Here is a 13,271-nt window from a genome sequence, read left to right on the forward strand (position 1 = left end):
CCTAGTTGGCGTGCAGGGCCTCGTTCAGCGTGATGCCGGTGCCGTCCCGTTTGACCACCTCGACGGCTCCGGTCACCGAATTGCGCCGGAAGAGCAGATTGTTGGCACCCGAGAGTTCGCGCGCCTTGACCGTCTGGCCGTCGGCGGTCTGCACCTTGGTGCCCGCGGTGACGTAGAGACCGGCCTCCACCACGCAGTCGTCGCCCAGTGAGATACCCAGCCCGGCATTCGCGCCGAGCAGGCAGCGCCGGCCCACCGAGATCACCTCGGTGCCGCCACCGGACAGCGTCCCCATGATGGACGCGCCACCGCCGACGTCGGAGCCGTCATCGACGACGACGCCTGCCGAGATACGCCCCTCCACCATCGAATTGCCCAACGTTCCCGCGTTGTAGTTGACGAAGCCCTCATGCATGACCGTGGTCCCCGACGCCAGGTGCGCACCGAGACGCACTCGGTCGGCGTCGGCGATGCGCACGCCCGCAGGGAGCACATAGTCGACCATGCGGGGGAACTTGTCGACGCCGTACACGGTGACGTGACCGCGCTTACGCAGCCGGGCCCGCACGATCTCGAAACCATCGACAGCGCAGGGCCCGTGATTGGTCCACACCACGTTGGTCAGCAGGCCGAAGAAGCCGTCGGCGTTCAGTCCGCGTGGCGGCACCAGCCGATGGGAGAGCAGGTGCAACCGCAGATACACGTCGTAGGCGTCGGCGGCCTCGTCGTCCAGCGACGAGATGGTGGTGCGGACGGCCACGATCTCGACGCCACGGTCCTCGTCGTGCCCGGTCAGTGCGCCCAGCTCTTCCGGAATCTCGGCGATCGACAACCGGGTCGTGCCGGCGGGGCCGTCAGCGCCCAGTTCCGGCCCCGGGAACCAGGTGTCCAGCACTGTTCCGTCGGCCGCGATCGTCGCCAGGCCTATACCTGCAGCAGAAGTCACGCCGCTCAGACTAACGTCAAGCAGGTGGCCCTCGATCTGCACGGCGACCCGATCGCCCTGACCGCGGCGCTGGTGGACATTCCCAGCGAATCGCGTAGCGAGCGCCGCATCGCCGATGAGATCGAAGCCGCGCTGCGCGAGCAGACGACCGGATTCGAGGTCGTGCGCAACGCCGACGCCGTGCTCGCGCGCACCAACCTGGGCCGGCCGTCGCGCGTGCTGCTCGCCGGCCACATCGATACCGTGCCCGCCGCCGACAACCTGCCCAGCCGGATGACCGACGGCCAACTGCACGGCTGTGGCACGTCGGACATGAAATCCGGGGACGCCGTCTTCCTGCACCTGGCCGCGACGGTCACCGAGCCCCAGCACGACATCACGCTCGTGATGTACGACTGCGAAGAGATCGAGGCGGCGGCCAACGGTCTCGGCCGCATCGAACGCGAGCTGCCCGACTGGTTGCAGGCCGACGTGGCGATCCTCGGCGAGCCCTCCGGTGGGTATATCGAGGCCGGCTGCCAGGGCACGCTGCGCGTCGTGGTGCGAGCCACGGGCACCCGTGCACACTCGGCGCGATCCTGGTTGGGCGACAACGCAATCCACAAGATCGGTGCTGTCCTGGACCGGCTTTCGTCCTATCGGGCGCGCAACGTCGACATCGATGGCTGCACGTATCGCGAGGGTTTGTCGGCGGTGCGCATCGACGGCGGGATCGCGGGCAACGTCATCCCCGACGCCGCTTCGGTGACGGTCAACTTCCGGTTCGCCCCCGACCGCAGCGTCCCCGAGGCCGCCGCGCATGTGGACGAGGTGTTCGACGGGCTCGACGTCGAAATCGAGTTGACCGACTCGGCCGGCGGAGCACTACCGGGTCTGACGGCGCCCGCCGCCGCGGCGCTGGTGGATGCCGCCGGTGGACAGGTGCGGGCGAAGTACGGCTGGACCGACGTCGCGCGGTTCGCGGCGCTCGGCATCCCCGCCGTCAATTACGGACCCGGCGATCCGAACCTTGCCCACCGGGTCGACGAGCGCGTCGACACCGCAGCCATCACCGCGGCCACCGACATGCTACGGAGATATTTAACCGGTTGACACCGATCCGTACGCTGGAACCATGCGGTGAGACAACGACTCCGGTGTCCGACGCCGGCTGAGCCGGCAATCCGATTCACGTCGTTCTTGTCACGAGAGATCTCTCGCATGTCTTCCATCACTTGTTCGGCCTTGTCGTTCGCGTTCTCCGACGGCACACCGCTGTTCACGGACCTGTCGTTCACCGTCGGCGAGGGCCGCACCGGGCTGGTCGCCCCCAACGGCGCGGGTAAGAGCACGCTGCTGCAGTTGATCGTCGGCGATCGCAAACCCACCGGCGGTTCGATCAGCGTCGACGGCTCCGTCGCCTATCTGCCGCAGACGCTGGCGTTCACGACGGAGCGGACCGTCGCCGAAGTGCTCGGCATCGCGCACGTCATCGACGCACTCGACGCGTTGGCCGGCGGTGACGCCGGCGACGACGTGTTCGCCGCCATCGGCGACGACTGGGATGTCGAGGAACGCAGCCGCTTCCAGCTCGACCGACTCGGCCTTGGCCACCTCGACCTCGACCGGCGGCTGGGCTCGCTGTCCGGCGGCGAGGTCGTCTCCCTCGGACTGGCCGCGCAACTGCTCACGCAACCCGACGTCCTGCTGCTCGACGAGCCGACCAACAACCTCGACGTCGACGCCCGGCACAAGCTGTACGACGCGCTCGACGGCTTCACCGGATGTCTGCTGCTGGTCAGCCACGACCGCTGGCTGCTCGACCGGATGGACCGCATCGCCGAGCTGTACCGCGGCGAAATGCATTTCTACGGCGGCAACTTCACGATGTACGAAGAGACAGTGAACGAGGCGCAGCGGGTGGCCGAGGACAACATCCGCAACGCCGAACAGCGCCTCAAGCGCGAGAAGCGCGAAATGCAGCAGTCGCGCGAGCGCGCGGCGAAACGGTCGTCCACGGCCGCACGCAACATCAAGGATGCCGGGCTGCCGAAGATCATCGCGGGCGCGATGAAGCGCAGCGCGCAGGAGTCGGCGGGCCGGATCGACGGGGTCAACGCGGCGCGAGTCGCCGACGCCAACAACCGTCTCGACGAGGCGGAACGCGCACTGCGCGACGACGACGTGCTGGCGCTGGAGCTCCCCGAGACGAACGTCCCTGCCGGCCGCACGGTCGTGCGGGCCGAAGGCCTGACCGCGCAACGCGGCGGCCGGGCGCTGTTCACCGATGCCGATCTGACCGTCCGCGGCCCTGAACGCATCGCGCTCACCGGGCGCAACGGCGCGGGCAAGTCGACGCTGCTGCGCATGATCGCCGGAGCCGCCCCGGCGGCGACATCAGATATCGGGGAGGCGGCGTCCACCGCCGGAACCGTCGCCCGTGCCGACGGCCGGGTGGCGTATCTGTCTCAGCGACTCGACCTGCTCAGCCCCGACGCCACCGTCGCGCAAAGCCTCGCCGCATCCGCGCCCAGCCTGTCCGAAACCCGGCGGATGCATCTGCTGGCCCGGTTCCTGTTTCGTGGTAACCGGATTCACCTGCCGGTCTCGGCGCTCTCGGGCGGCGAACGGTTGCGCGCGACGCTGGCATGCGTGCTCTACGCCGAACCGGCGCCACAGCTGCTGCTGCTCGATGAGCCGACCAACAATCTCGACTTGGTCAGCGTCGGACAGCTGGAATCGGCGCTGAACGCCTACCAGGGCGCGTTCGTGGTGGTCAGCCACGACGAGCGGTTCCTGGCGGAGATCGGTGTCCAGCGCACCCTTCGGCTATCTGGCGGACGGCTGCATCACAACTAGTCCGCGCTGATCGCCGATCTCGACGGACAGAATTTGCGGACCGGCAGCTACCGCGGACACGGTAAATTTGGTGCCTATGGCGATCGAGCCCGATACCAGCCCGTACGGGGGCCAGACCGTGACCGGCCCGGGCTGGCCGAACGTCGACGAGGAGATGCTGGCGGCGACTGCCGCCAGGTTCGAGACGCTCGCCGCGAAGATCAGCGGCACAGTGGTCCCGCAGCAGCAGGGACAGCTGATGAAGCTCACTGATGTGTGGGAGGGCACGGGATCGGTGGCCGCAGCGGGCGAGGCGACCACGATCATCGGCGGTCACGAAGCCAACGCGGCGCACGCCACGGCGATCGCGATCAAGCTGCGCGCCATGGAGGCTTCGGTCGTGAAGACGAAACTCCTGGCCAACACCATCGCGCAGGAGACGCAGGCCGAAGCCGAAGCGATCGCCGCGATGCCCCTCCCCAACGCCGCCGAGCTGGCCCGCAGCCGGGTCATGATGGGCCTTTCGCAGAACATGGCCAACGTGACCACCAATACGACCGAGCTCGCCAACACCCTCGGCGTACCGCCCAGCCTCCCGCTGCCCGGCGCCCCGACGGTGCCCGGCGCGAAGGAGGCCCAGGACGCAGGCGAGGAAGCCGCCAAACAAGCCGGTGGAGGCTCTGACCAGGCGATGCAGATGCTCAGCCAGCTGGGGTCGATGGCGGGCCAGCTCCCGCAGATGCTGATGCAGATACCCCAGCAGATGATGCAGCCGTTGCAGCAGCTGTCCCAACCGTTGCAGCAGCTGACGTCGATGTTCGGGCAGGGCGGCAAATCGGATTCGATGGGCGCGGCCGGGCTGCCGTTCTCGGCCTTCTCCAATCACCCGCTGGCGGGCGGCGGCGGTGCGGGCGGCGGCTCCGGCATGGTGCGCGCGGCATCACTGCCCGGCTCGGGCGGTGTGCCGTCGCAGACGCCGTTGATGGCGAACCTCGTGGGCAGTGCCAAGCCGGTGTCCACCGCCCCGCCCGAGGGCGCACTGGCGGGCGCCGGTGCGGTCGGTGGGGTGGCGCCGATGGCCGCGGGCGCCGGAATGGGTGGGATGGGCCCGATGATGGGCGGTATGCGGGGCGAGAGCGGCGGCACGTCGCCGGGCCTGGCTGTGCCCGCGCCTCTCGATCATGATCTGGACGAGGACGACGTAGACGATGACTGGTGATAGGGGAGGACTGTGGCGCTTGGCCCACTGAAGAAGCCCGAGGGCATCAGCTGGAACGCGGCCTCGGTCGAATTGCCTGAGATACCAATGCTTCCGCCGGGTCCGGACGCGATGAGTGCGACGATCTCCGCCGTGCTGCCCACGCTGGCCGCCCAGCTGACGGCCAATGTCGCGGCGTTGCAGGCGAAGGAGCACACATACTCCGGAAAGGTGGGCGACGCACAGGCGGCGTACGCGGCTTCCGACGAGTCCGGATCGCAGTCCGTCGGTCAGGTTGTCGGCATGCTTGGCAAACTCGGCGAGCAAGCGGGCCAGCTGGCTGGTGCGCCCTCGCAGGCCGCGCAAGGCGGGTCCGGCATGTTCGGATCGCTGATCGAGCAGGTGATGAAGGCGGCCGAGGGCGGCGGAGGCGGCGAGGCTGGTCAGCGTCCGGCCGGCGGTGCGCCTGTCGGTGCCGCGCCTGTCGGGGGTGCTCCGTCGTCGGGTGCGGCGGGTCAGCCTTCCGGGCAGCCGGGCCGCGACCCGCTGGAAGAGCGGGTGGAACGCCTCGAGGAGCGCGTCGCACGGGAAGATCGGCCGCAGGAGCAGCCAGTGCAGTCCGCACCGCAACGCGAGCCCCTGCAGCGTGCTGACGACAGCAATTTGGCGTTCGGACCTGAAAGCAGCAGGCCTGGTGCGGGTCCGGCCCCCGTCGCGCCACCGGAGTCAACGCGTCACGCCGCCGACGACGATCTGGGCCGTAGGCTCTAGACGGTTTCGGCGTCGGCCGCCTGTGCGGCGGCGTCGGCGGCCGCGCGGTGCATCCCGATGGCCGTCAAGCGGTGTGCCGCTTCGCTGAGGCCCGCCACGTCGCGGCCGACCAGTGCGCGTGCGTAGGTGAGCGCCAATTGTCCGAGCGCGCAGTCGCATTCAACGCTGACACGCGCGATAGCGTCGGCTGCGCGAAGGTCGCCGAACCGTACCGCATCGAACTGGGCCCGCAGCACGACCGCCGTCTGCCCGCCACGCTCGGCGCTACGCGCCGCGTCGCGTGCCGCCGTTACGGCGCCGTGCTTGTCGCCCCGCGCCGACATCGTCCACGCGCGTGCCAGCGCGAGTTCCGGCGCGAACAGCATCGATTTCAAACCGTGCCGAGACTCCGCGCGCGACAACGCCTTTCCCGCCTCGACGGTCGAGCCCTGCTGGCCGAGCGCCTGTGCCAACAGCATCCAGGCCAGTGGGCCCCACGAATAACCCGTCGGCGCCAAGGCCGCCGCAGCCCTGCGCAACAGCCGAACTGCCGACTCGAGTTCGCCCTTCGCGATCAGCACGTCGGCCACCAGCACCTCGCCGATGGCGCGCCCGGGCTGTTGCAGCTGCGCGAAGTCGGTGAGCTGTTGCCCCAGGTCCTGTGCGCTGTCCAGGTCGCCCGCCATCAACAGCGCCGTGGTCTGACCGAAGCCACTGGTGAACCGCAGCAGTCCCGGATGCCCGGCGGCGATGGCCCTTTCGGCGAATGCGTCGACGTCGGAGAACCGTCCCATGCGGGCCGAACTCAACGCCGCGGCGGCCGATGCCCACCCGATCGCAGTGTCGTCGGCCGCCGGTGACTTCAGGACCTCGTCCGCGATCTGCAGTGCCCGGGCGGGACCACCTGCGTTCATCGCGAACGTCGCCGACAACGCATCCAGAGTGGTTCGGGCGGCGGGCGAAGACACCTTGTTTCTTGTCGCCTGCAAAAACGCGGTTGCCCGCTCCGGCTGGGACAGCATCCAGAATTGATTGGCGGCCAGCGGCAAGGCCCACGCCATCAACTCGTCTTCGGACAGGGTCGACGGATCCACTTGCGCCAGAACGGAATCAGCGTCGCGGCCGCGACCCTGCCACGCCAGTGCGTAGGCGAGTGTCAGCCGGGCGGGCAGGGACGCCGCACGTCGCAGCGCCGCCCGTCCGAGTCGCTCGGACAACTCGAGGTCGCCCAGGCGGAGCGCTTCCTGGGCGGCCTTGACCAATTCGGCGGTCGGCTGCGGCCGGTCGGCGTCCAGGGCGAGCACGGCCAGCCGCAGCAGTTCGACCACGTCTCGAGGGGGCGCGGCGCCTAGGCGTTCGACGAGCTCCGTGCGCAGTCGGCGCAGGTCCGGACCACCCAGTGCGTCGCGCACGGCATCGACGAACAGCGGATGGGCCGGTCGCACCCGATCGTCGTCGACCACGATCGCGCCTGCGGCCTCCGCCTCGGCGACGGCTTCGCGGCTCACCAACCCGGAGATTTGAGCCAGGGGGAGCGGATCGTCGACGGCCAGGTACTCCAGGACGCGGTGAGCGGTGGGGGGTAGCGCGGCGACGAATTGCTCGACCAGCGTGGCTACTCTGCTGTCGTCATGGCCCGCGGGTTGCAGCTCGATTCGGTCGAGCAGGTGATCCTCCCAGAGCGCCGAGACCTCCTCGGCCACAGGCCCGTTGGGCGCAACTGTCACGATGAGGTTGACTGCGCCACTCACGGCCAGCTGATGGACCAGGGCCGCCGACAACTTGTCCAGCAGGTGGGCGTCGTCCACGACCAACAGTCGGCCATCACCGAGTGACTCACGAGCGTTCCGCAGCACCTCCGCGGTCTTGCCGGTGTCCGGTACCTCGATGAGGTGGCTGAATGCGGCGAACGGAATTGTGGCGGTCGGCGCGGTCGCAATGACCCAATCCACCCGGTCGAACCCGGTACCCAAACGCGCAACTGCGGCGCGTGCCAGCGTGGTCTTGCCGACCCCGGCGGGGCCGATGATCACCGTTCCGGCGCGAGTTCCCCAGCCGGCTTCGAGTGTCTCCAGTGCCGGTTCAAGCGGCACGGTCACCCACTCCACTGGCACGGCGCGAGTCTATGGCTACGTTTTAGGGTGTGTCCCAAGAACTCGACCGCGAATGGGCGGTCTGTGTCTACTGCGCGTCGGGACCGACGCATCCTGAGCTGCTGACACTGGCTGAGCAGGTCGGATCCGCGATCGCGCAGCGTGGCTGGACGCTGGTATCCGGCGGGGGGAACGTGTCTGCGATGGGCGCGTTGGCGGCCGCCGCCAGGGCCCGCGGCGGTCATACCGTCGGCGTGATCCCCAAGGCGCTGGTGCATCGCGAGGTCGCCGACATAGACGCAGACGAACTCGTCGTCACCGACACCATGCGCGAGCGCAAGCAGACGATGGAGGACCGCGCAGACGCGTTCATAGCTCTGCCGGGTGGCATCGGCACGTTGGAGGAGTTCTTCGAGGCTTGGACCGCCGGCTACCTGGGTATGCACGACAAACCGGTGGTGATGCTCGACCCGTTCGGGCACTACACCGGTTTGCTCACTTGGCTGCACGGGCTGATCGACACGGGCTACGTCACCCACCGGGCGCTGGACCGGTTGGTGGTCGTCGACGACGTCGAGGCCGCTCTTGCCGCCTGCCAACCGCGTGGGTGACGTCGAAACCCACGCCGATAGGGTGGTGTTCCGTAAGCGAACACCGGAGGGGACTCACCGCATGGCCGACCAGAAATCCGGCGTCCGGAGCAGTGTCGGTCTGCTCGACATCGCCACCCGGGTTCCGCATCTGTTGATGGACGCCCCTGTGATGTTGCGCGGCGCGATGACCGGCTTCATGGCGCGCCCCACCGCGAAGACGTCGATCGGCAAGGTTTTCCAGGACCGCGCCGCGCGCTACGGCGACAAGCCGTTCCTTCGGTTCGAGGATCAGGAGCTGACCTACCGCCAGGCCAACGAGACTGCGAACCGCTACGCCGCGGTGCTGGCCGCGCGCGGGGTCGGGCACGGCGACGTCGTCGGCGTCATGCTGCGCAACTCACCGCAGACGGTGTTGCTCATGCTCGCCATCGTCAAATGCGGCGCCATCGCGGGCATGCTGAACTTCCACCAGCGCGGCGATGTGCTGTCCCACAGTATCGGACTGCTCGACGCCAAGACGATGGTCGCCGAAACGGATCTGATCGAGCCGATCACCGAGAGCGGCGCCGATACCTCCGGGCTGATGACGCTCGAGGAACTGGACCGCCTCGCCTCCACCGCCCCGACCCAGGACCCGGCGACGACGGCCGCGGTGTTGGCCAAGGACAAGGCGTTCTACATCTTCACCTCGGGGACTACGGGCATGCCCAAGGCCAGCGTGATGACCCACTATCGGTGGCTGCGTGCGCTCGCCGGCTTCGGCGGTCTCGGTCTGCGGCTGCACAGCGACGACGCTCTGTACTGCTGCCTGCCGCTCTACCACAACAACGCGCTGACGGTTGCGCTCGGTTCGACGATCAACGCCGGTGCGACGCTGGCGCTCGGCAAGTCGTTCTCCGCGTCGAAGTTCTGGGACGACGTGATCCGGTACCAGGCGACAGCGTTCATCTACATCGGCGAGATCTGCGCCTATCTGCTGAACCAGCCGGACAAGCACACCGACCGTAAGCACAAGGTGAGGGTGATCATCGGCAACGGGCTGCGGCCGGCCATCTGGGACGACTTCACCGAGAGGTTCGGGATTCCGCGCGTGTGCGAGTTCTACGGCGCCAGCGAGGGCAACACCGCATTCGTCAACGTCCTGAACATCGACAAGTCGACCGGGATTTGCCCGACGCCGGTGGCTTTCGTGGAGTACGACCCCGAAACCGGAGATCCGGTGCGCGACGACAACGGCCGCGTGCGCAAGGTCAAAACCGGTGAGCCGGGCCTGCTGCTGTCGAAGGTGAGCAACTTCCAGCCGTTCGACGGATACACCGACAAGAAGGCCACCGAGAAGAAGCTGGTCCGGGACGCCTTCAAGGAAGGCGATTGCTGGTTCAACACCGGCGACCTGATGCGGTCGCAGGGCTTCGGGCACGCCGCGTTCACCGACCGGCTCGGCGACACCTTCCGCTGGAAGGGTGAAAACGTCGCGACCACCGAGGTCGAGGCCGCGGTGTCGACCGATTCGCAGGTCGAGGAAGCCACGGTGTTCGGCGTCGAGGTCGAGGGGGCAGGTGGGCGCGCGGGGATGGCGGCGATCCAGCTCAAGGACGGTCAGGAGTTCGACGGTAAAGCCTTGGCCAAGGCCGTCTACGACAAGCTGCCCGGCTACGCCCTGCCACTGTTCGTCCGGGTAGTCAAAGAACTCGCACATACGTCGACGTTCAAAAGCCAGAAGGTGGACCTGCGCAAGGAGGGCTACGGGGGATCGTCGGGTGAAGGCGACGAGGACGCCGAGAAGATCGAGGACCCGATCTACGTGCTGTCCGGTCGCGAGGAGGGCTACGTCGAGTTCTACGACGAGTACCCCGACGAGGTCGCGGCGGGCAAGAAGCCCAAGAACTAGGCGAAATCGCAGGCCCCCGTAGCCTGGAGGGCGTGCAGTCGACGTTTCTCGGTCGCCCGGTAGCCGGTGACCGCGCGCTGATCATGGCGATCGTCAACCGCACGCCGGATTCGTTCTACGATCGCGGCGCCACTTTCACCGACGAGGCCGCCAAGACGGCCGCCCACCGCGTGATCGAGGACGGCGCCGACATCGTCGACGTGGGCGGTGTCAAAGCAGGCCCAGGGGGGCCCGTAAACGTCGACGAGGAGATCGCCCGCGTCGTCCCCTTCATCGAATGGCTCCGCGACACCTATCCCGACCGGCTGATCAGCGTCGACACCTGGCGTGCGGTGGTGGCCAAGCAGGCCTGCGCGGCCGGTGCGGACCTGATCAACGACACCTGGGGCGGTCACGACCCAGCGCTGCCTGAGGTCGCCGCGGAGTTCGGCGCCGGATTGGTCTGTTCACACACCGGCGGTGCGGTGCCGCGCACCCGCCCGTTCCGCGTCAACTACGGCATCTCCGAACGCGGCGTCGTCGACGATGTCATCGCAGAGGTAACCGCCGCGGCCGAGCGTGCGGTCGCTTCCGGGGTCGCGCGGGACGCCATCTTGATCGATCCGACCCACGATTTCGGCAAGAACACTTATCACGGTCTTAGTTTGTTGCGCCACGTAAAAGACCTTGTAAATACTGGATGGCCGGTCCTGATGGCGCTGAGCAACAAAGATTTCGTCGGGGAAACTCTGGGTGTGGACCTGACTGAACGCCTGGAAGGCACATTGGCTGCGACCGCACTGGCCGCCGCCGATGGCGCCGCCATGTTCCGAGTGCATGAGGTGAGTTCCACTCGACGCGTACTGGAAATGGTCGCGTCGATCCACGGAACGCGTCCACCGACGCGCACAGTGAGGGGACTGGCATGACTGTGCTAATTGAACAGCCAACGGAGCTGGCCGCCACCGATATCGCGGCACACCCTTGGCTGGCCGACAACAGCTGGAGCCGGCCCATGTGGACGATCGAAGAACTCGTGGCCGCGAAGGGATCCCGCACCATCTCGGTGGTGCTGCCCGCCCTCAACGAGGAAGAGACGGTCGCAAGCGTCGTCGAGACCATCACGCCGCTGCTCGGCGGCCTGGTCGATGAGCTCATCGTGCTTGATTCCGGATCGACCGACGACACCGAGATCCGCGCGCTGGCCGCCGGTGCGAGGGTGATCAGCCGCGAGGTGGCCCTGCCCGAGGTCGCACCGCAGCCGGGCAAAGGCGAGGTGCTGTGGCGCTCGCTGGCCGTGACGACCGGCGACATCGTCGTGTTCGTCGACTCCGACCTGATCGACCCCGACCCCATGTTCGTCCCCAAACTCCTGGGTCCGCTGCTCACGGCTGAGGGTGTGCATCTGGTCAAGGGGTTCTACCGGCGGCCGCTGAAGGTCAGCGGCAGCGAGGACGCCAACGGCGGCGGGCGTGTCACCGAGCTCGTGGCCAGGCCGCTGCTCGCCGCGTTGCGCCCCGAACTGACCTGCTTGCTGCAGCCCCTGGGCGGCGAATACGCGGGCACCCGTGAGCTGCTGACCTCGGTGCCGTTCGCACCCGGCTACGGGGTGGAGATCGGCCTGCTGGTGGATACGTACGACCGCCTCGGCCTGAATGCGATAGCGCAGGTGAACCTCGGCGTCCGGGAGCACCGCAACCGGCCGCTGACCGAGCTCGCCGCGATGAGCCGACAGGTCATCGCGACCCTGTTGTCGCGATGCGGAGTGCCGGATTCCGGTGTCGGCCTGACCCAGTTCTTCGCCGACGGCGACGGTTTCACACCGCGCACCTCAGAGGTGTCGCTCGTCGACCGGCCGCCGATGAAGACCCTGCGGCCAGGCTTGTAGGCGCGGGGGCGCGGTGCCTGTCGGAGGCATCGGGCAGTATCGATGACGTGACGCTGGTTCTGCTGTATCTGGTCGTGCTGGTTCTGATCGCCATCGTGCTGTTCGCACTGGGCAGCGTGCTCTTCGGACGTGGCGAGTCGTTGCCGCCGTTGCCGCGCGATACGACGGCTACGGTATTCCCGGCCTCCGGCGTCACCGGCGCCGATGTCGAGGCCGTCAAGTTTAGCCAGACCCTGCGCGGTTACAAGACCAGTGAGGTGGACTGGGTGCTCGACCGACTGGCCCAGGAGCTCGACCTGGTGCGCGGGCAGCTGGCCGCGGTCCGTGCGGCTCACGGGATCGAAGACGACGTCGGGGATCCGCGCCACATCGAGGGTGGAGCGCACGCGCTGCCGTCGTCGGAGGCCGAGGGCGAATCGTGACCGCGGACGATCGTGTCCGGTGTGCGTGGATCGACGAATCGCGCTTGTCGCCAGACGATTTCGTGCTTTACCGGGATTACCACGACACCGAGTGGGGCCGGCCGCTGCGCGACTCGACTGCACTGTTCGAGCGCGTGACGCTGGAGGCGTTCCAAAGCGGCCTGTCGTGGCTGATCATCCTGCGCAAGCGGGAGAACTTCCGTCGCGCGTTTCACCAGTTCGACGTCGAGCGCGTCGCACGCTACCGCGACCGCGACATCGCCAGGTTGATGGAGGACGCCGGCATCGTGCGTAACCGCGCGAAGATCGAGGCGACCATCGCCAACGCCCGCGCAGTCGCTGATCTGGATGTGGACTTCGGCGAGTTGCTGTGGTCGTTCGCGCCGTCACAGCGGCCACGTCCGGCCGCCATGTCAGATGTCCCGGCGGTCACCCCGGAGTCGACCGCGATGGCCAAGGAACTGAAGCGGCGAGGCTTTCGGTTCGTCGGGCCGACGACGGCCTACGCCCTGATGCAGGCGACCGGAATGGTCGACGATCACACGGCAGACTGCTGGGTTCCAGCGAGATTCCAGTGACCTGTAGAGGGGGCGTCGAGGTGGCCATCGCCGGGTCTTTGCACACGCGAAGCCGCGGATAGGGAACAATAGAGGGGTTCGTTAGGCCCACCGTGCGGGCTGGCTCATGTGGAGGG

General features: G+C 67.9%; 12 protein-coding genes. 10 read left to right on the forward strand and 2 right to left on the reverse strand.

What is annotated here, in order from left to right; genetic code table 11:
* Position 1 precedes the first annotated feature (1 nt).
* Positions 2-946, reverse strand: a complete 945-nt coding sequence (gene dapD / locus G6N36_RS26675; protein ID WP_163689696.1) for a 2,3,4,5-tetrahydropyridine-2,6-dicarboxylate N-succinyltransferase — start codon at positions 944-946, stop codon at positions 2-4.
* Positions 947-970: 24 nt separating this feature from the next.
* On the opposite strand from dapD, the gene dapE reads away from it, so the two are divergent.
* The 4 genes from dapE to G6N36_RS26695 all read left to right on the forward strand — a co-directional run bounded on the left by dapE (position 971) and on the right by G6N36_RS26695 (position 5,732).
* Positions 971-2,038, forward strand: a complete 1,068-nt coding sequence (dapE, locus tag G6N36_RS26680; RefSeq protein WP_163689697.1) for a succinyl-diaminopimelate desuccinylase — start codon at positions 971-973, stop codon at positions 2,036-2,038.
* A 108-nt stretch (positions 2,039-2,146) separates the two neighbouring features.
* The gene (locus tag G6N36_RS26685) at positions 2,147-3,784 is read left to right on the forward strand and encodes an ABC-F family ATP-binding cassette domain-containing protein (protein ID WP_163689698.1); all 1,638 of its coding nucleotides are present in this window, start codon (positions 2,147-2,149) and stop codon (positions 3,782-3,784) included.
* Positions 3,785-3,860: 76 nt separating this feature from the next.
* Entirely contained in the window at positions 3,861-4,982 is a 1,122-nt protein-coding gene (locus G6N36_RS26690; protein ID WP_163689699.1) for a hypothetical protein, read from the forward strand.
* A 12-nt stretch (positions 4,983-4,994) separates the two neighbouring features.
* A complete protein-coding gene (locus tag G6N36_RS26695) occupies positions 4,995-5,732 on the forward strand; it encodes a hypothetical protein (protein WP_163689700.1) in 738 nt (245 codons plus the stop codon).
* On the opposite strand, the gene G6N36_RS26700 is transcribed toward G6N36_RS26695, so the two are convergent.
* Positions 5,729-7,825, reverse strand: a complete 2,097-nt coding sequence (locus G6N36_RS26700) for an ATP-binding protein (RefSeq protein WP_163689701.1) — start codon at positions 7,823-7,825, stop codon at positions 5,729-5,731. The two genes, G6N36_RS26695 and G6N36_RS26700, sit on opposite strands and share 4 nt — an antisense overlap.
* Positions 7,826-7,854: 29 nt before the next feature.
* Here G6N36_RS26700 and G6N36_RS26705 point away from each other — a divergent pair, with 29 nt between their 5' ends.
* The 6 genes from G6N36_RS26705 to G6N36_RS26730 all read left to right on the forward strand — a co-directional run bounded on the left by G6N36_RS26705 (position 7,855) and on the right by G6N36_RS26730 (position 13,155).
* A complete protein-coding gene (locus tag G6N36_RS26705) occupies positions 7,855-8,415 on the forward strand; it encodes a cytokinin riboside 5'-monophosphate phosphoribohydrolase (protein WP_163689702.1) in 561 nt (186 codons plus the stop codon).
* Positions 8,416-8,476: 61 nt separating this feature from the next.
* Positions 8,477-10,288 carry a long-chain-acyl-CoA synthetase FadD6 gene (fadD6, locus tag G6N36_RS26710; RefSeq protein WP_163689703.1) on the forward strand — a complete coding sequence of 604 codons (1,812 nt, stop codon included), beginning with the start codon at positions 8,477-8,479 and terminating at the stop codon, positions 10,286-10,288.
* Between the two features lie 83 nt (positions 10,289-10,371).
* Positions 10,372-11,196 carry a dihydropteroate synthase gene (gene folP, locus G6N36_RS26715; protein ID WP_235690324.1) on the forward strand — a complete coding sequence of 275 codons (825 nt, stop codon included), beginning with the start codon at positions 10,372-10,374 and terminating at the stop codon, positions 11,194-11,196.
* Positions 11,193-12,155 carry a glucosyl-3-phosphoglycerate synthase gene (locus G6N36_RS26720; protein ID WP_163689705.1) on the forward strand — a complete coding sequence of 321 codons (963 nt, stop codon included), beginning with the start codon at positions 11,193-11,195 and terminating at the stop codon, positions 12,153-12,155. The genes folP and G6N36_RS26720 overlap by 4 nt, the downstream gene beginning before the upstream one ends.
* Positions 12,156-12,202: 47 nt before the next feature.
* Positions 12,203-12,577: a DivIVA domain-containing protein gene (locus tag G6N36_RS26725; RefSeq protein WP_163689706.1), complete on the forward strand. Its 375-nt coding sequence runs from the start codon at positions 12,203-12,205 to the stop codon at positions 12,575-12,577.
* The gene (locus G6N36_RS26730) at positions 12,574-13,155 is read left to right on the forward strand and encodes a DNA-3-methyladenine glycosylase I (protein WP_163689707.1); all 582 of its coding nucleotides are present in this window, start codon (positions 12,574-12,576) and stop codon (positions 13,153-13,155) included. Before G6N36_RS26725 ends, G6N36_RS26730 begins: the two co-directional genes overlap by 4 nt.
* Positions 13,156-13,271 lie beyond the last annotated feature (116 nt).

The organism is Mycolicibacterium gadium (genome assembly GCF_010728925.1).
In the GTDB taxonomy this organism is placed as follows: Bacteria; Actinomycetota; Actinomycetes; order Mycobacteriales; family Mycobacteriaceae; genus Mycobacterium; species Mycobacterium gadium.